Here is an 18,857-nt window from a genome sequence, read left to right as displayed (position 1 = left end):
CGTAAAGTCAAACTCTACAGCACTTCCTTCTGTTCCACTTGCATCTGTAATGCTTGCTACGGTTGGGGCTCCATCATCATCATTTATTGTTACCGATCCATCCGTTATAGTTCCTGTTGCTCCTGCTGTTACAACTCCTGTTGCTGGGAAAACTTCGTCAGCTTCTCCTGATACAGTATCTTCTATCGTTGGAACTGTTACACTTCCTGTAGTATTTCCTGCTAAAATTGTCACTGAATAAGCCACACCATCAACCGTTACTTCTACGGTAGTATCTTCTACACTTGGATTGCTTAACGTTACTGGAACAATCGCGTCATCTCCTTCTGATACCGTTACATCTCCTATTGTTACAGTTGGTGGGATACGTACCGTTATAGATATATCTGAACTATCTTCACATCCTCCTATAGAAGTAACTGTATAAGTAATTGTTACTGTTCCTGCTAGCACCCCTGAAACTTCTCCTGTACTAACGTTAACTGTTGCCCTAGAAGGATTTGATGAACTCCAAACCCCACCCGAATTTCCATCCGAAGTTAATGTTATACTATTATTAACATAAACCACATTTCCTCCACTTAATGTTCCTGCATCTGGAGCGGGGTTGGCTGCAGTACTAGTTCCTATTCCTTGCCCTTTATCTCCTCCTATGTCTGCACTTCCTGAATTTACTAAAACAGGAACACCATTTGTGTCAGCTCCACCATTAGCAGCAATGTTGATACTACCGTCAGAGTTTAAGTGAGAACTAAGAACATTCTCATCTCCCTCTATAGCATCATAACATCCATCATTATCGCTATCTAAGTCTAAATGATTTGGTATTCCATCATTGTCGGAATCTAACAGACAGCTTAATCTTGAGAATGGTAAATTTCTTCTTGATATAGATGGTCCTGCATATTCCACCGACAAACTTTCAGCTCCTGTTCTTTCATAAAATAACACTTCGAGTTCATGTACTCCTGGTTTAAGAGATATTTGACCATTTCTGGTTTGACTACCATGTAATCCATCATTATCAACAACTTCTATTCCATTTATAAATAATTTAGACCCATCATCTGATGTTGTATAAAATGTATAAACTCCATCAGTATCTATTCTTAATAACCCTTTATATCTAACACTAAATGTTTCATCATCTCCTGGGGTATGTAGCGCCCATAATTGGTCTACATTGAAATTAGACCGAGTTCCTATAGCTAAAGCCCCTGTAGTTGGTATATCATCTACTGAATTAGATGCAGGGTAAGAGTTGTAGAATTCATAACTTATAGATCCTATACAATTATTTTCTTCTGTATCTAAAATACCATCATTATCATCATCTAAATCATTTCTATCCGCAACATTGTCTCCATCACTATCTGCTAAAACTGTTACCGTAACCACTGCTGTATCACAATTTGTTGAAGGCTGACATAAACTATACACTAATTCATATACCCCCGCTGGTACACCAGAAGCTACAGTAACTTCTCCTGTATTTGTATTTAATATTATTCCTGAATTTTCAGAACTAACTTCAGATAGCTCTACTCCTGATGCAGATGGATTAGTTATACCTGCTACTGTATCATTTGTTAAAACATTTACTACGGCTACCCCTCCATTAGTACTAACAACTTCTCCCGAATCATCTTCAGCAACTATAATAGGTACACCTCCTACTTTTGTAATAAACACACCAGAGTCATAACTTGAATCAAAAACATCTGCAATCGCTATTTTCATATGGTAAGTTATTCCTGGTGTTAAGTTTATATTTGCGGTTAATTTTCTAGTAATACCGTTAAACTCTACGCCTATAGGAGTGGTTCCTGGATTATTATTTACAGGGCCAGCATTATTTGGGTTTGTATCATTATCTAAAACATGCCCATTATTAATATATAATGCACCTTGCGACAAATCAGGAGTGATACCGGGGTAGTCCCCAACTCCTCCTGAACTCCCTCTAAAACCAGCATTTATATTATTAATTGCCACTGGATTTGCAGTACTAGGTACCTGTGCTAGATTTGCACCAGGAGCAGTATTTGGTATTGTTGGATCTACCCCTAAAGGATCAGTCACAAAAAAACCAAAAATATCATTGAAAGGAGATCCTACAAAGTCTGGGTATTCCTCAGATCCAAACTGATATTCTAAAAGAACTCCTGTATAGTTTGGCAATGCTCTAAAATCAAACTCAAAAACAACTACATCCCTAGTTGCCTCTGGATCAATTGTTGTTAAATCGGTATCTGAATAATTTGTTCCAGAAGCATTTACAGATAGTCCTGTTTGATTATTTGTAACAAAAACCTGATTAACATTAGATGTTGTAAAAGCGATTCCTCTATCAACCTCTAAGTTAGCACCTCCATCACCATTTGTAAAAAGAGCTATTTGGTTTGTTGCCCCTCTAGTGATTACAGGATTTGTTATGATTACACCTGCTGATTGTAATTCTGTTGCTATTTGTACAGCTGTAGGATTAGGTGTTACTACTACCTGAGCTTTTACGTGTACAATTACACTTAAAAAAATTAAGGTTAAAAAGAATTTAATACCTTTTCTTATTGTAAAGTTATTTGAAATGTAACTCTCCCTCATATTAATACATATTATTTTATATACAATGTTGTGCCTTAAAGTTCTTCAAGGCTTTTTATTTTTTAATAAACAATACGGTGGGATATAAAAAACCCCACACAAAAAAAACATTAAGTTGCTCTTTTACAACTTATTTCTTGTGGGGGGCCTCTAAAATTTTGAATGTGCAAAAGTAAACTTTTTTTACTCTCACTAAAACATTAGACGTAAAATTAACAATTTAAGTCACGTTATAATAAAAAAAAATAACAAACAATCTTATCATCAATAAAACATATCAATAACAGAATCAATATTTTTTAACTTTTACTTAAAACAAATAAAAAAAATTATTTTATTTTTAATACCTTTTTTAACTGGTTCAACGCATAATCAATTTCATCAATTGTGTTTAATTTACTAAAAGAAAATCGTACGGATGTTTTCTTTTCTTCCTCTTCACCTAAAAACTCTTGTAACACGTGAGATCCTTTACTACTACCACTCTGACAGGCACTACCTCCAGATACAGCTATTCCAGATAAATCTAAATTAAACAACAACATTTTATCTTCAACAGGAAATCGTAAATTTAGTATGGTATAACTTGTTTCTTCCATCGATTCTCCATTAGCCATAACACTTGGGATTATTTCTTTTATTTTTCTTATAAAATACTTCTTTAACCCTTTTATATATTCCTCATCTTTTCTTAGGTTTTCACAAGCAATAGTTAGCGCCTTTTCCATACCAATTATTGAATGTACATTTTCAGTACTTGACCTTGCTCCTTTTTCTTGTTCACCTCCATGTAACATTGGAAGTATTCCAATTCCTTTTTTAAAATAAGCGAATCCTACTCCTTTAGGTCCATGAAATTTATGAGCACTTGCTGCAATAAAATCTATTGGTGTTTTTTGTAAATCAATGGCATAATGCCCTATGGCTTGTACCGTATCTGAATGAAAATAAGCATTATGCTCTTTACATAATTTCGCTACTTTGTCAATTGGTAATAAATTGCCAATCTCATTATTTACATACATCAAACTCACCAACGTTTTTTTCTTTGATTTATTTAGTATGTCTCCCAGATCGTCTACTAAAACAGTCCCGTTTTCATTTACTTCAATGTAATCAACAGTTATTTTATACTTTTTTTCTAAAAACTGCACCGTGTTTAAAACAGCGTGATGCTCTATCTTAGAAGTAATAATTCGTTCTACTCCTAAATTTAATACAGCATTAAATAAAATTAAGTTATCCGCTTCAGTTCCTCCTGCTGTAAAAATAATCTCACTTGAAGACACATTAAAATGTTTCGCTATATTTTTTCTAGCTGTTTCAACCGCAGCTTTAGCCTTCCTTCCATATTGATGCGTAGATGATGGGTTTCCATAATTTGTTTGCATTGATTGTTGAACAACCTCAATAACTTCTGGCAGCATAGGTGTTGTTGCGGCATTGTCTAAGTATATAGAATTCATAACACAAAAGTAAGATTTTCTAGTTGATAGTTAAACTCATTAGGCGTTTTGTAAATGAATTATCCATTTTGAAAAACATACACCTCTGTAGCTCCCTGTCCATATTTTTGATAAGAAGCATCGTAATATTTAACTGGATAATTATTTAACAAGTATTTTAATTCTGTTTTTAAAACTCCATCTCCTATTCCATGTATCAAAACTAACTTAGATATTTTTTTTGATATGCAGTATTCTAATTTATGCTTTGCTGTATTAATTTGTAATGACAAAATATCAAAATTATCCATTCCTCTTGTAGATTTCACTAACTTTTCAGCATGTAAATCTACCTCCATTATCACTTCTTTTTTATCTTTTACAAAAGATGTTTTTTTCTTTTTTTCTTTTGATTGAATTTTAGCTTTCAGCATTGGGTTGTTTATATCAGAATACTTGCTTAGCTCATTTTGATCGACTTCAACCTTCACTAGTTCTTTTTTTGTAAAGCAATACTCCATACCTTCATCATCTAATACAAAAACATTATCTCCATTTAATTTCACTACTACTCCTCTAATGTTAGCATCTATAACAGCTACTTTATTTCCTATTTCCAAACACATTCTTAACCTTTATTTAATTAGCTAAAAGGGCATTAGCTTGTATTTTTACAAATAATTTCACTCTGCAAAATAACTGCAAATAAATGATAAACACTAAGAATATCAACACAAAAAATTTCTTTGAGGAAGCAAGAAAAGAATTAATTCTTACTGAAGACCGTAAAGATTTATTACTTGAAATAGCTGATACTATTTTTGAAGAGTATCTTGATAGAGAAAAAATAAATTTAAACTTTATTTGTACTCATAATTCTCGTAGAAGTCAGATTGCCCAGGTATGGAGCTTCTTTGCTATTGAATATTTTAATTTAAAGAATATGTTTACCTATTCTGGTGGAACAGAAACTACTTCTTTTCACAGAAACACAGTTAAAAGCTTACAAAAAACTGGCTTTATTTTTAGTGTTGTTGATTTTTCTCATCAGAATCCTAGATATTTAGTATCTTTTAACGGGACTAAGAAATCTATCTTAGGTTTTTCAAAGTTATATGATCATCCTCAAAATAGTTTTCCTTTTATTGCAATTACTACTTGTGATAGTGTTGATCAAAATTGTCCGTTTATTCCTGATGCTATCGAGCGTTTTCATTTACCTTATAAAGATCCTAAAACATCAGACAATACTGACTTAACCGAAGAAACTTATCTTCAAACAAGTAAACAAATTGCTGGTGAATTGTTTTTTATTTTTAAAGAAATACAACAAAGGCTACCTTAGTTATACTTTTATACTTTTATCGTAAGGTATTCTTTCTAAAATATAATTAATTACATTTACCCTTGCTACTGTTTTTCTATTAGCTCGAATGACTTTCCAAGGAGATATTTCTGTATTTGTTTTAGAGAACATTGCTTTTTTATATTCTGTATAATCATCCCAAAGTTCTTGTGCTTTTTCATCTACAGGCGTCATTTTCCATTGTTTTAATGGATTATTTTTTATATCGTTGAATCGTTTTGCTTGTTCTTTTTTATTGATAGACATATAAATTTTCACCAACCGAATGCCAGATTCTAAAATCATACGTTCAAAATCGTTTACCTGATTCATAAAAATCTCATATTCCTCTTGAGTACAAAAACCATTCACGGGCTCAACTACTGCGCGATTATACCAACTTCTATCAAAAAACACAATTTCTCCTGCTTTAGGAAACTGTTCAACATATCGCTGAAAATACCATTGTGTTTTTTGATCTTCATTAGGTTTAGGAAGCGCTACAATTCGCATGTGACGAGGATTGATACGTTCTGTTATTCTACGTATTGCCCCACCTTTTCCCGCAGCATCTCTTCCTTCAAAAATCACGATTATTCGTTCATTTTCTTGAATCGCCCAGGCTTGTAAACGAATTATTTCAACTTGTAACTTTTTTAATTTTCGCTCATAATCAACATATCGGATTGCTCTTTCTAAATTAAAAGATTTCGATAATAAAGCTTTTAAACCTCTTGTTGTATTTAATTTATTTACGTCTCTTTGAGTTAACTTTCCCATTCTTAATCTAAATGTTTTACTGAACGATAATAACGCATTACAATATTTGGATCTGGCGTTAAAACTGTTGTTTCTTCTTCTCTTCCATCATAATCAAACTGAGATAATACATGGCGCATACACTCTACTCTAGCTTCTTTTTTATTGTTTGTTTTTACTACTATCCACGGGCTATAAGCCGTATGTGTTTTACTAAACATTTCATTTTTATAGTAACTATATGTATCCCATAATTCTTGTCCTCTTTTATCAACAGGGCTAAACTTCCAACGTTTTAAAGGATTGTTATTTCGAGAATTGAAACGTCGTAATTGTTCTTCTTTTGAAATTGACAACCAAAACTTTATAACCACAACACCGTCTTCATACAACATATGCTCAAACTCTGGTACCTGTACTAAGAAGTTTTTATACTGGTCATCTGTACAGAATCCCATCACTGGCTCAACCACTGCTCTATTATACCAACTACGGTCAAAAAATACAATTTCGCCTGGGTTAGGCAACTCTTTAATATATCGTTGAAAATACCATTGCCCTTTTTCTACTTCAGTTGGTTTATTTAAAGCTACTAAACGAGTAGAACGCGGATTCATATGCTCCATAAAACGTCGAATACTCCCTCCTTTTCCTGCTGCATCTCTACCTTCAAAGATTACAGCTACTCGCTTATTATTTTTTGCTATCCACTGCTGAAGTTTTACTAACTCTATTTGTAACTTCCTCAGCTCTTCTTCATAATTTAGCTTTACTTTAACTTTTGTAATAGAAATTCCCTTTTCTTCAATAATAGCCAACAATTCTTCGTTTGTCGAAACACTTTCAAAGTCTTCAATTGTTAATTCAGGTTTTTCTTTCATAAGTTTATTTAGTTATTCTTGTTAATAATTTAACCAAGGTTGTGCTAAAATAATACGATATTTACAGCTATGAAAAAAAATATACTACTTTTATTTATCTTATTTTCTCTTCGTACATTCTCACAACGTAAATACACTAAGGAGTTTAGTTTTATAAATGATAATGACTTATATACTTCTACTTATCAAGACAGATATTATACTAACGGAGCCTTTTTAACATACCGCTTCCTAAGTAAAAAGCAAGTTGGAAATATTGATAAAAAAATATATGAAATTCAATTAGGACACCATATGTACACTCCCTACAAAGCTGTTGTTGAAACTATTGAAGAGCATGATCGTCCTTTTGCTGGTTATTTATATGGTAGTTTTGGTATAAACAAGTTTTACACAAATGAATCTATTTTAAAAACATCCATTCAAATAGGTGTCATCGGTTCATCTTCTTTAAGTGAAGAATTGCAAGGTATTATCCATAAAATGTATGGTTTTAGAGAAGCTACAGGATGGGAGTACCAAATAAAAAATGCATTTGCTCTTAATTTAAATACTGATTATATTAAAAAAATAGCCCGAGATAATATTTTTGACCTTAACTGGATAAACTCTGCTAGGTTAGGTACTGTTTACACTGACTTATCAACAGGCTTGTATACTCGTGTTGGTTTTAAGCCTTTAGAGAGCATTACAAATTCCATCGCTTTTCATGGAAACTTAAATAACCAAAACACTAGCTTCGAAAATAAGGCGGAAGTCTTTTTATACCTAAAACCAATGCTTCATTATGTTGTTTATGACGCAACTATTGAAGGAAGTTTTTTAAACGACGACAGCCCAGTTACGTTTGAAGTAGAGCCTTTTAAGTTTACAACAGAGTTTGGAATTCGTTTTACTAGTAATCGTTTTAATTTTGGATACGCCATCAATTATCACACTAAAAAACTCAAAAGCTCACGTGTTCCTAAAGGGAATTTTTATGGCACAATACAATTAAATTATCAATTCAATTAAACTTATTGTGCTCTTTAAAAAAAATAATTTTTAAAATCATCAAATTAAGATATATTTGTAAGTCTAATAAATAGAAAAATTACTAAATGAAATTTATCGTATCTAGCTCACAGTTATTAAAACAACTACAAGTTTTAGGAGGAGTTATAAATAGCAATAACACGTTACCAATTTTAGATAACTTTTTATTTGAACTATCTGAAAACGAATTAAAAATATCTGCTTCTGATCTTGAGACTACCATGTCTTCTGTTATTGAAGTAGAAAGTACTGATACTGGAGCGATTGCTATTAATGCTCGTTTGTTATTAGATACTTTAAAAACATTTCCTGAGCAACCACTTACTTTTAAGGTTGAAGGAGATAATACTATTGAGATTATTTCTGAACAAGGAAAATATGACATGGCATACTTTAGTGGAGATGAATTCCCTAAAGCTGTAGAATTACCTTCTCCAAGTAGTACAGAAATCCCATCAAATATTTTAGCTACAGCTATTTCTAAAACTATTTTTGCGGCTGGTAATGATGATCTACGTCCAGTGATGAGTGGTGTATTTTTTCAGTTCAATTCGAAAGAGTTAACTTTTGTAGCTACGGATGCTCATAAATTAGTAAAATATACTCGTACCGATATTACTGCTGATAAATCAGCCGAATTTATCATGCCTAAAAAACCTTTGAACTTATTAAAGGGAATTTTAGGTGGATCAGAAAATAATGTTATTATTGAGTACAACGACACCAATGCTAAGTTTACTTTTGACAACGTAGTATTAATCTGCCGATTAATTGATGGAAAATACCCTAACTACGAAGCTGTTATACCAAAAGAAAACCCTAACAAGTTAACTGTTGACAGGGCTTCTTTCTTAAACTCTGTTCGTCGTGTGTCTATTTTCTCTAGTAAAACAACGCATCAAATTCGTTTAAAAATGGCGGGAACTGAGTTGAATATTTCTGCAGAAGATTTAGATTATTCTAACAAAGCTGATGAACGATTAAACTGTGATTATCAAGGAGATGATATGCAAATTGGGTTTAACTCTCGTTTTTTAAGCGAAATGTTAAACAACCTAAACTCTAACGATGTTTTAATTGAAATGAGTTTACCAAATAGAGCTGGAATTTTAACTCCAATTGACGGAACTGAAGAAGGTGAATTAGTAACTATGCTTGTTATGCCTGTGATGTTAAACGGATAATAAATTCACAATATATAAAATTACAAAAGCCACAGAATCAAAAGTCTGTGGCTTTTGTAATTTTATTAACGTCTTTCTCTTTTAAAAATGATAAATAATTGTAAATTTACCTCTTTCAAACTTTATAAATTATAATGGGTAGAATTATTGCAATTGCAAATCAAAAAGGTGGCGTAGGTAAAACTACTACATCTGTGAACTTAGCTGCGGCTTTAGGTGTTTTAGAAAAAAAAGTATTGTTAATTGATGCTGATCCCCAAGCAAATGCTACTTCTGGTTTAGGTTTAGACGTTGAAAGTATAGAAATTGGAACATATCAGGTTTTAGAACATACAATCTCTGCAAAGGATACTGTTTTAAAAACTGACTCTCCAAACGTTGACTTAATCCCTGCTCATATTGATTTAGTAGCCATTGAAATTGAATTGGTAGACAAGCAACAACGCGAATACATGTTAAAAAAAGCGTTAGAAGATATTAAAGATGATTACGATTTTATTTTAATTGATTGTGCTCCATCTTTAGGTTTAATAACCTTAAACTCACTTGTAGCAGCAGACTCTGTTGTTATACCTATTCAATGTGAATACTTTGCTTTAGAAGGTTTAGGAAAGTTATTAAACACCATTAAAAGTGTTCAGAAAATACACAATCAAGAATTAGAAATTGAAGGTTTATTATTAACTATGTTCGATTCTCGTTTACGTTTATCAAATCAAGTTGTAGACGAAGTACGTAAACACTTCAGTTCTATGGTTTTTGAAACAATAGTACACAGAAATATCCGTTTAAGTGAAGCACCAAGTTATGGAGAAAGTATAATTTCATACGATGCAACGAGTAAAGGTGCCGTAAATTACTTAAATTTGGCGAACGAAATTTTAACTAAAAACGCATAATTACTGTACATGGCAAAAGCAACAAAAAAACAAGCTTTAGGTAGAGGTTTATCAGCATTATTAAAGGAAACTGCAGAAGTAAATTCAGCAGAAGACAAAAATGCAGATAAGTTAGTAGGAAACATTCTTGAAATCGATATAAATTCGATAGATGTAAACCCGTATCAACCTAGAACTTATTTTGATGAAGAAGCGTTGCGCGAATTAGCTAGTTCTATTAAAGAATTAGGTGTTATTCAGCCTATTACTGTCCGTAAACTTTCTAGTGATAAATTTCAATTAGTTTCTGGAGAGCGCCGTTTCAGAGCCTCTAAACTTATTGGAAACAAGACTGTTCCTGCTTATATTCGTTTAGCTAACGATCAGGAAATGCTTGAAATGGCATTGGTTGAAAATATTCAACGTAAAAATTTAGACCCAATTGAAGTTGCTCTTTCATACCAACGTTTAATTGATGAAATTCAACTTACACAAGAAGAATTGAGTACTCGTGTAGGTAAAAAACGTTCTACAGTTACCAACTACTTACGTTTATTGAAATTAGACCCAATTATTCAAACAGGAATGCGTGACGGATTTATTTCAATGGGACACGGTCGTGCTTTGATTAATGTTGATAGTAATTCTGATCAATTAAATATTTATGAGAAAATTGTTCGTGATAAATTATCAGTACGTCAAACTGAAGAACTAGTCAAAAACTTAAAAGCTGGTAAAGTTGCTAAGGCAGTAAAAAAGAAACCTTTACCTAATTATATTTCTGAAAGTGTTAAAGATATCAGTGATTATTTTGGTCATAAGATTGATGTTTCTGTAAATAATCGTGGAAAAGGTAAAATTTCTATTCCTTTTCATTCAGAAGAAGATTTTAATCGCATTAAAAACTTATTAAAGTAATTGAACGTACGTATAATCATATTCGCTTTTTTTAGTCTTTTTTTGTTTCAAAATGCCTTTGCTCAAAAAGATTCTATTGCAGTTAGAGCAAAACAGCTTCAATTAACTAGCGACAAATACAACCCTTTATCTCCTTCAAAAGCTGCTTTTTATTCGGCTATTTTCCCTGGAGGTGGGCAAATTTATAATGGAAAGTATTGGAAAGCTCCTATAGTATGGGCGGCAATGGGTGCTAGTGCTTATTTTTATATTGATAATAGTAACCAGTATGATCGCTACCGAACAGCTTTTAAGCTAAGAAGCCAAGGATTAAAAGACGAATTTACTAGAGAGGATGGAACTGTTCTTATTTCTACTCCTGGTTTAGAAAGTGCTCAAAAAACTTTACGAAAAAATAGAGATTTATCATTATTAACTGGTGTGCTTTTATACGTTTTACAAATTGTTGAGGCTAGTGTTAATGCGCACTTATTACAATTTGACACAGATGACAGTTTATCTGTAAAACCAGTAATAACTCCTGATCCTTTATTTATTGAAGCCCCAAAAGTTGGTTTAACACTAAAATATTCTTTTTAAGATGAAAATAGCCTTACTTGGTTATGGTAGAATGGGTAAAGAAATTGAAAAAATTGCTTTACAAAGAGGACATGAAATCGTTATAAAAAATTCTGGAAAAGAAGTTTATGATATTACAAAAGCTGATGTAGCAATAGACTTTAGTATTCCTTCTTCTGCATACAACAACATCAGCAATTGTATTAACAATAATATACCTATTATTTCTGGTACTACTGGTTGGTTAGATAAATACAACGATGTTGTTGATTTATGTAATAAAAAAAGCGGTGCATTTATTTATGCCTCTAACTTTAGTTTAGGTGTTAATGTTTTCTTTGAACTAAACAAACAGCTTGCTAAAATGATGAGTACTTTAGAACAATATAATGTTTCTATTGAAGAGATTCATCATACTAAAAAGTTAGATGCTCCAAGCGGTACTGCAATTACATTGGCAGAAGGTGTTATTGAAAACACTAACCAAAAGGCTTGGGAATTAGATGAAAAAACATCAGACGAAAATATTCCTATTAAAGCTATTAGAACTCCAGATGTTCCTGGTACTCATACTGTAACTTATAATTCTGAAGTAGATACTATTGATATTAAGCATACTGCTCATAACCGTCAAGGGTTTGCTTTAGGAGCTGTTATTGCTGCTGAATGGTTGAAGAAAGACAAGACAGGTGTTTTTACGATGAGAGATGTGTTAAACTTAGGTTAATAGCGTAACAAAAAACTCTAAAAACACACAAATAATATTGAATTTTATTCCTTAAAAGGAAATACAAAATATATAGATTATGACATTTACTGAATGGTTTTTATTCTTTTTATTCATACAAGTTATTCATTTTTTAGGTACTTGGAAGTTATATACTAGAGCTGGCAGAAAAGCTTGGGAAGCAGCGGTACCTGTATACAATGCTATCGTATTAATGCAAATAATAAATCGCCCAAAATGGTGGGTAGTTTTATTATTTATTCCTATTGTAAATTTATTAATGTTTCCTATAATTTGGGTTGAAACTTGTAGAAGTTTTGGTTTTAATAAAAGACCTGATACTATCCTTGCTATTCTAACTTTAGGGTTATACATCTATTATATTAACTATTTTACGAATGCAGAGCATATAGAAAATAGGAGCTTAAAACCAAGATCTCCTTTGGGTGAATGGGTAAGTTCTATTGCTTTTGCTATTATTGCTGCTACTTTAGTGCATACTTACTTTATGCAACCCTACACCATTCCTACATCATCATTAGAAAAAACCTTATTGGTTGGTGATTACTTGTTTGTAAGTAAATTTCATTACGGTGCTCGTGTACCTATGACCACTGTTGCTGCACCTATGGCACATGATACTATTCCTGTGTTAGGTACAAAATCATTCTTATCTGACGATAAAAATAAAGATGGTTTGCTAAACAAGCTATCTTTACCTTACATGCGAGTTCCTGGCTTTCAAAAAATTAAGCGTAATGATATTGTTGTTTTTAGCTGGCCTTCAGATTCCCTAGCTACGATGTGGGGAGATAATTCTGGAAATTTCACTTATAAACCCATTGATAAACGTACAAACTATGTAAAACGTGCAGTAGGTACTCCTGGTGATACTTTAGAAGTGCGTGATGGTTATGTATTTATTAATGGAAAGAGAACTGTATTACCTGATAGAGCAAAACCACAATGGCTACATATTGTAGACACTAACGGTGAAAAGTTTAGTGAAGGCGCAGTAAAGAGATACAACATCAGAGAATGGGGAATGCAAGGTGATAAATATGTATTGAATTTAACTGATGAAGAGGCTGCTTTAATAGCTAAAAACCCAATTGTAAAAAACATTGAAAAACACTTAACTCCAAAAGGAACTTATGATAAATCTGTTTTTCCTCACGACCCAAGATATGCTTGGTCTACTGATAATTTTGGCCCTATATATATTCCAAAAGAAGGAGCAACGGTTGAATTAAATGCTGCAACCATTCCTTTTTACGAGCAAATTATTCGAAGATATGAAAACAACAATTTAACTATTTTTGGAGACGATATTTACATCAATGGTAAGAAGGCAAAAGAATACACTTTTAAGCAAGACTATTACTGGATGATGGGTGACAATCGTCAACGCTCATTAGATGCTAGAAATTGGGGGTATGTACCTTTTGATCATGTAGTTGGTAAACCTGTTATGATTTGGTTAAGTTGGGATGCCAATGCACCTAGTTTTATAGCTAAATTAAACTCTATTCGTTGGGACAGAATGTTTACAACTGTTGGGGGTAGTGGTAAACCAGTTTCTTATCTTTGGTTAGTTTTATTATCAATTGGGGGCTATATTGTGTATAGTTTTAGAAAAAGTAAAAAGAAGAAAGCCTAATGTCACTTTTTATCCCAACATACTTTGCTCCTATTTCGCAATATGCAGCAATCTATCAATCGGATGCTATTACTTTTGAGGTTAATGATAATTATCAAAAACAAACCTACCGTAACCGTTGTTATATTTATGGCGCTAATGGTAAACTTGCTCTAAATATTCCTGTAAAAAACAAAACAAAAGAAGGTCGAAAAAAGACAAAAGATACTTTAGTTGAAAATGACTTCCCTTGGCAACAGCAACATTTTAAGTCATTACAGTCAGCTTATCGCTCCTCTCCTTTTTTTGAATTTTTTGAAAATGATTTACTCACTATTTTCAACAAAAAGTATAAATTCTTACAAGATTTAAATATTGATACTCATTTATTTGTAACTGATGCTCTACAAATTAAGCAACAATTCAATAAAACAACCAGTTACGAACTAAACTCTGAAAGCACAGATTTTAGACCTTTAGCTATTGCTAAAAAAGGAATTGAAATAGAAATGGATTCTTATATTCAAATGTTTGATGATAAATACGGGTTTATACCTAATTTATCTATTTTAGATCTTCTTTTTATGGAAGGTCCTAACACTGTTAGCTTTTTAGAAAAAATTAATGTAAATTTGAGATAGTCCCCTCTAATTATTTCATCCTTTACTTATTTTACTTAGAAAGTTTTTCTGAGGTTTTCATCCTTTATCTAAAGCTGCTTTAAATAGAATTTTTAATATTTTAGAGCTATTCAATAGTTTATTCTATAAAAAAGACACTAGAAAAAAATATATTTAAAGCCGAAAATTTACTCTTAAATATTTTTTCATTTACTTCAACAGAAAAGACATCTGACTTTGAAAGACGGAGATTAAATAACCTATATTTTTTTACATAAACTAAAAGGTTATTTACTTATTTTATATATATTTGTCAACGAAGCATTTCCCCCTTTTAATGTTTCATTTCCCTTATTATTAAGAAAAGACTTGTTCCCTTTGTGTTCAGGTCTTTTTACTTTATATATCTTTTAGCTAAATTGTTAATCTGTTCAGAAATAGATAATTTTACTACTACAAAAACATAAATCGCTATAATTAATATACTTTTTAAAATAATGTTTACTATTGGGTGAATTGGAAAGTCAAAAAGATAAAACTTAGGTATTGAAAAATTCCAAAAATAAAACCCTAAAAACATAATTAAAATGATTACAATCATTAAAAGTGTTTTATTAGTAAAAGGCGTCATGTTGAATTTTTCTTTTACAAACCATAGTTTAAATGTATTAAATACTAAAACTGTGATAAGTGTTGCCAGTGCTAACCCTTTTGTTCCCATTTCTAAATCATTAAAAAAATAAATATTTAAAAAATATACCGAAAAAGCCATTCCAAGACCTACTGGTAAGGTTATGCGATAAAACTTAGAATTACTAATAATAGCTCCATTGCTTCCTAATAGCATTAAAAATAATTTTGCAGAAGAAATCAGTAATACTACTAATACTCCTCCTGCTCCGTAATTTTCATTAGGCATCAACCTGAATAATTCTTCTACATTACAATTCACTAATACAAAAAACAATCCTCCAATCAATAATAAGTTAATAGAACTCTTTTTATATAAACTTTCTGTTTCTTTTGGGTTATTTTCATTGATCGCTTTAGAAGTAAGCGGTTGCAAAATTTGTCCCATAGCTCTACTTGGTGCTTCTATAAACGACCCAATAAATACTGCTACAGTATAATACGCCGCAGTAGCAAAGCCTTCTTTGCCTGGTATCATTACTTTATCAATATCTAAAATTATTGCTCCTGCGCTACCTGCTAAAATGATATAAAAAGTGTATCGTAAAACTTCTTTAAAATTATCTGGTAAACTGAATGCAAATTTTGGTGTATATAAACGAAACGCATATATCATCATTAACAACACTCTAAATATATATGCTACCGACATATATACTAGAAACTCTTCCTTAGTTATCAAATGAAAATACACAGCCAAAAGTAAAACCATTACAGCTACTCTGTTATATAGCTCTTTTAAAACATTACCAAAAACCGATTGCATTTGTACTCTTGCCCATGAATAAAACACTTCAAAATAGGCGCAAGCAACCGCTATTATATAAATATAAATTGTGTAGTCTTCAATTATTAAATTTTCATTAGAACCACTTGCTACTACATAATTCATAATCCAGTTATGAAAGAAATTCCAAAAATATCCTATTGGAATCGCTATAAATAATGGTAAAAAAATTATAGAGCTTAAAAATTTATCTTTTTCTACTTTTGAAGTATATCCAGAAAAAAACTTGATAATTGTAAAGTGAACTCCAAAGGCTGTTATAGGCATAATTAAGTTTGAAGCCGAAAAAACATAGGTTGCTAACCCATAATACTCATCTCCTAAAAACCGTGTGTATAACACCAAGGTGTTAATACCTCCAATTAAAAACCCTAAATAGATTATTAGAGTGTTTCTGAACGATTGTTTAAATACAATTCCCAATTTATTCTTTTATTAATTTTAGTATTGATTTATATATTTTTTCTCCTACATTATCTCCATACAGTGACTCTTTAAAGTCTTTTGACAGGGCTAAGAACTGTTGAAAATGAGTTTCTATTTTTTCTGAATTAGCCCCTGTTATAGCAGCATAACCGTTATCCACTAATTCTTTCCATTCTGTTTCTTCTCTTACTATTACGCAAAATTTCTTATTAAAGAAAGCCTCTTTTTGCAATCCTCCACTGTCAGTTATAACAAGAGTACAATTCTTTAACAATTCTAACATAGAAAAATAACCTACAGGCTCAATAAAAGTTACATTAGGCTTTAATTTGTACTCATCAAGCATTTTTTTTGTCCTTGGATGTAATGGTAATACTACTTTTTTTGAAACATTAATTTTTTCAAGAGCTTCAAAAATATTAGTTAATTTCTCTTTATCATCAGTGTTTTCTTGGCGATGAATTGTTGCTAATACAAATTCATTTTTAATCAAACCTAAATCTTTTATAATAGTTGATTTCTCCTCTGACACCTTACTATAAAACTCCACAGCATCTTTCATTATATCACCATGTTTTTCTATCAAAGTATTAAAGCTATCAAATCCTTCATTTTTTAAATTTGATACTGCTATTTCTGTTGGACAACTTAATAAATTTGCTATCCTATCTGTTAAGATACGATTTATTTCTTCTGGCATTTGCATATTGAACGAGCGTAATCCAGCTTCAACATGCACTACTTTTATATGAAGTTTTTTGGCTGCCAAAGTACCTGCCAACGTCGAATTTGTATCTCCATACACAACAACGACATCCGGGTTTTCTACTAGTAAAATCTCTTCAATTTTCTCCAACATTTGCCCAGTCATCGCCCCATGATTTAACCCATTAATATTTAAATTATACTTAGGCTTAGGTATTTGCATTTCCTCAAAAAAAACAGCGCTCATATTAGCATCAAAATGCTGCCCTGTATGCACTATTATTTCTTCTACTTTATTGTGTTTTTGAATCACTCTACTTAACACAACTCCTTTTACAAATTGTGGGCGTGCACCTAATATAGTTACTACTTTTTTCAAGAATTAACGACTTGTTTTAGTATGATAGATAATTTTTCTGTTAGTTTTTTTCGATGGTACTGCTCTATGTTTTCAGAATTAACTTCTAAAGCTCCTTTCTTATATTGATTATAAAGAAGTTTAATTTCTTTTTTCATTTTTACTACATCATCAAAATCAACAATAGTTCCTGAGTTAGTTTTAGCAAGTATTTCTGCTAAATCACCATCTTCTGGACCTACCGCTAAGATAGGGCGTTTTGCCTGTAAATATTCAAAAATTTTACCTGTTATAATTCCCTTAGCACTTGGTACTTTATTTACAGCTAACAACAAAACTTGCGAAGTTTTTTGGTGTTGTTGTACTTCTTTATGCGGAACATATGCAATTTTTGTAATATTTTTAAACTCGTATACTCCCAAAGCTTTTTCAACTTCTTCTGCTACTTTTCCTATTAGTTTAATTTCTAAGTCTTCTGTAAACTCTTTATCCTCTTTACATAATTCTGACAATGCTCTCCATAAAATTTTTGGATTTCTATCAGCATTCATCAAACCTATATGTGTTATTGAAAACTTTTCATCAAGAATAACATTCTCTTTATTATTCTCTTCAGAGTCAAAGCCATTAGTTATAACGTGAATATTCTTTGAAAATTTTTGATAGTTCTTTTTCATTGTCTCCCCTACCACCAAACTTGCGTTAGCATACCTTAGTACTTCTTGCTCTAACTGATGATGTTTAGCTTTAGCCTTTTCCGTTAGAGGTAGTTGATGAAAATAATCAATATCTGTCCAAGGATCACGAAAATCTGCAATCCACTTCAATCCTAGTTCTTTTTTAAGCTGTAACCCGATTAAGTGTAAGCTATGTGGTGGTCCGGTAGTTATAATAGCATCAATAGTATTTTCTTTTAAATATTTTTTCAGCTTATTAACTGAAGGTTTTACCCAAAATTTTCTTGCATCAGGAATGAAATAATTAGCTCGAACATATTGCATTACCTGACCTATTAAACTCGGGTTAAGATCTAAAAAACCAGCACTTGTTTTTGTCTCACTTTTTTTTAAAATTGAAAAAATATTGTTAGGTTCTCGTATAGTACTTTTAACCACCTCTATACCTTCAGGTATATCTTTTTCTAAAGAAGTATCTATAATTGGGTAATTTGCTCCATCTACTGTATAAATGACTGGTTCTATGCCAAAATCACGTAAGTACTTTACAAATTTCAACCAGCGTTGTACCCCAGAGCCCCCTGCAGGCACCCAATAATATGTTATTATAAGTGCTCTCAA

The 18,857-nt window shown here is 31.6% G+C and carries 17 protein-coding genes; 9 read left to right on the top strand and 8 right to left on the bottom strand.

Annotation, left to right across the window (positions count from 1 at the left end):
* The 3 genes from Q4517_RS10505 to Q4517_RS10495 all read right to left on the bottom strand — a co-directional run.
* On the bottom strand, positions 1 to 2,604 hold a 2,604-nt coding region (locus Q4517_RS10505; RefSeq protein WP_303508962.1), incomplete at its 3' end, for a choice-of-anchor L domain-containing protein.
* 329 nt (positions 2,605 to 2,933) lie between these two features.
* Complete coding sequence (locus Q4517_RS10500; protein ID WP_303508960.1) at positions 2,934 to 4,070, bottom strand: cysteine desulfurase family protein; 1,137 nt, start codon at positions 4,068 to 4,070, stop codon at positions 2,934 to 2,936.
* A gap of 59 nt (positions 4,071 to 4,129) precedes the next feature.
* A complete protein-coding gene (locus Q4517_RS10495; protein WP_303508958.1) occupies positions 4,130 to 4,675 on the bottom strand; it encodes a Smr/MutS family protein in 546 nt (181 codons plus the stop codon).
* 83 nt (positions 4,676 to 4,758) lie between these two features.
* Here Q4517_RS10495 and Q4517_RS10490 point away from each other — a divergent pair, with 83 nt between their 5' ends.
* A complete protein-coding gene (locus Q4517_RS10490) occupies positions 4,759 to 5,394 on the top strand; it encodes a hypothetical protein (RefSeq protein WP_303508956.1) in 636 nt (211 codons plus the stop codon).
* Here the strand turns inward: Q4517_RS10490 and ppk2 (Q4517_RS10485) are convergent, their stop codons facing one another.
* Together ppk2 (Q4517_RS10485) and ppk2 (Q4517_RS10480) are read right to left on the bottom strand one after the other, a co-directional pair.
* Positions 5,395 to 6,174, bottom strand: coding sequence for a polyphosphate kinase 2 (gene ppk2, locus Q4517_RS10485; RefSeq protein ID WP_115900739.1), 780 nt, complete (start codon positions 6,172 to 6,174; stop codon positions 5,395 to 5,397). It abuts the gene before it with no gap.
* Positions 6,175 to 6,176: 2 nt separating this feature from the next.
* Positions 6,177 to 7,034 carry a polyphosphate kinase 2 gene (gene ppk2, locus Q4517_RS10480; RefSeq protein WP_303508954.1) on the bottom strand — a complete coding sequence of 286 codons (858 nt, stop codon included), beginning with the start codon at positions 7,032 to 7,034 and terminating at the stop codon, positions 6,177 to 6,179.
* A 69-nt stretch (positions 7,035 to 7,103) separates the two neighbouring features.
* Here ppk2 (Q4517_RS10480) and Q4517_RS10475 point away from each other — a divergent pair, with 69 nt between their 5' ends.
* The 8 genes from Q4517_RS10475 to Q4517_RS10440 all read left to right on the top strand — a co-directional run bounded on the left by Q4517_RS10475 (position 7,104) and on the right by Q4517_RS10440 (position 14,614).
* Positions 7,104 to 8,048 carry a lipid A deacylase LpxR family protein gene (locus Q4517_RS10475; protein WP_303508953.1) on the top strand — a complete coding sequence of 315 codons (945 nt, stop codon included), beginning with the start codon at positions 7,104 to 7,106 and terminating at the stop codon, positions 8,046 to 8,048.
* 86 nt (positions 8,049 to 8,134) lie between these two features.
* The gene (dnaN, locus tag Q4517_RS10470) at positions 8,135 to 9,253 is read left to right on the top strand and encodes a DNA polymerase III subunit beta (RefSeq protein ID WP_303508952.1); all 1,119 of its coding nucleotides are present in this window, start codon (positions 8,135 to 8,137) and stop codon (positions 9,251 to 9,253) included.
* Positions 9,254 to 9,387: 134 nt separating this feature from the next.
* Positions 9,388 to 10,152 (top strand): ParA family protein, encoded by a 765-nt coding sequence (locus tag Q4517_RS10465; RefSeq protein ID WP_047789668.1) that lies wholly within the window; start codon positions 9,388 to 9,390, stop codon positions 10,150 to 10,152.
* Between the two features lie 9 nt (positions 10,153 to 10,161).
* Positions 10,162 to 11,049 carry a ParB/RepB/Spo0J family partition protein gene (locus tag Q4517_RS10460; protein ID WP_115900743.1) on the top strand — a complete coding sequence of 296 codons (888 nt, stop codon included), beginning with the start codon at positions 10,162 to 10,164 and terminating at the stop codon, positions 11,047 to 11,049.
* Complete coding sequence (locus Q4517_RS10455; protein ID WP_303508938.1) at positions 11,050 to 11,628, top strand: DUF5683 domain-containing protein; 579 nt, start codon at positions 11,050 to 11,052, stop codon at positions 11,626 to 11,628. It begins immediately after the preceding gene.
* Position 11,629: 1 nt separating this feature from the next.
* Positions 11,630 to 12,334, top strand: coding sequence for a 4-hydroxy-tetrahydrodipicolinate reductase (gene dapB / locus Q4517_RS10450; RefSeq protein WP_303508935.1), 705 nt, complete (start codon positions 11,630 to 11,632; stop codon positions 12,332 to 12,334).
* Positions 12,335 to 12,413: 79 nt separating this feature from the next.
* The gene (lepB, locus tag Q4517_RS10445; protein ID WP_303508932.1) at positions 12,414 to 13,994 is read left to right on the top strand and encodes a signal peptidase I; all 1,581 of its coding nucleotides are present in this window, start codon (positions 12,414 to 12,416) and stop codon (positions 13,992 to 13,994) included.
* Positions 13,994 to 14,614 carry a WbqC family protein gene (locus Q4517_RS10440; protein WP_303508928.1) on the top strand — a complete coding sequence of 207 codons (621 nt, stop codon included), beginning with the start codon at positions 13,994 to 13,996 and terminating at the stop codon, positions 14,612 to 14,614. The genes lepB and Q4517_RS10440 overlap by 1 nt, the downstream gene beginning before the upstream one ends.
* Positions 14,615 to 14,987: 373 nt before the next feature.
* On the opposite strand, the gene Q4517_RS10435 is transcribed toward Q4517_RS10440, so the two are convergent.
* Genes Q4517_RS10435 through Q4517_RS10425 form a run of 3 tightly spaced genes read right to left on the bottom strand, consistent with a single transcriptional unit; the run spans position 14,988 to position 18,857 of the window.
* Positions 14,988 to 16,493 carry a lipopolysaccharide biosynthesis protein gene (locus Q4517_RS10435; protein WP_303508925.1) on the bottom strand — a complete coding sequence of 502 codons (1,506 nt, stop codon included), beginning with the start codon at positions 16,491 to 16,493 and terminating at the stop codon, positions 14,988 to 14,990.
* Between the two features lies 1 nt (position 16,494).
* Positions 16,495 to 17,580, bottom strand: a complete 1,086-nt coding sequence (gene wecB, locus Q4517_RS10430) for a non-hydrolyzing UDP-N-acetylglucosamine 2-epimerase (protein WP_303508923.1) — start codon at positions 17,578 to 17,580, stop codon at positions 16,495 to 16,497.
* A complete protein-coding gene (locus tag Q4517_RS10425; protein ID WP_303508922.1) occupies positions 17,577 to 18,857 on the bottom strand; it encodes a glycosyltransferase family 4 protein in 1,281 nt (426 codons plus the stop codon). The genes wecB and Q4517_RS10425 overlap by 4 nt, the downstream gene beginning before the upstream one ends.

Source organism: Tenacibaculum sp. 1_MG-2023, from assembly GCF_030547425.1.
Classification (GTDB): Bacteria; Bacteroidota; Bacteroidia; order Flavobacteriales; family Flavobacteriaceae; genus Polaribacter.
This window is presented reverse-complemented; position numbering and strand designations above follow the sequence as displayed.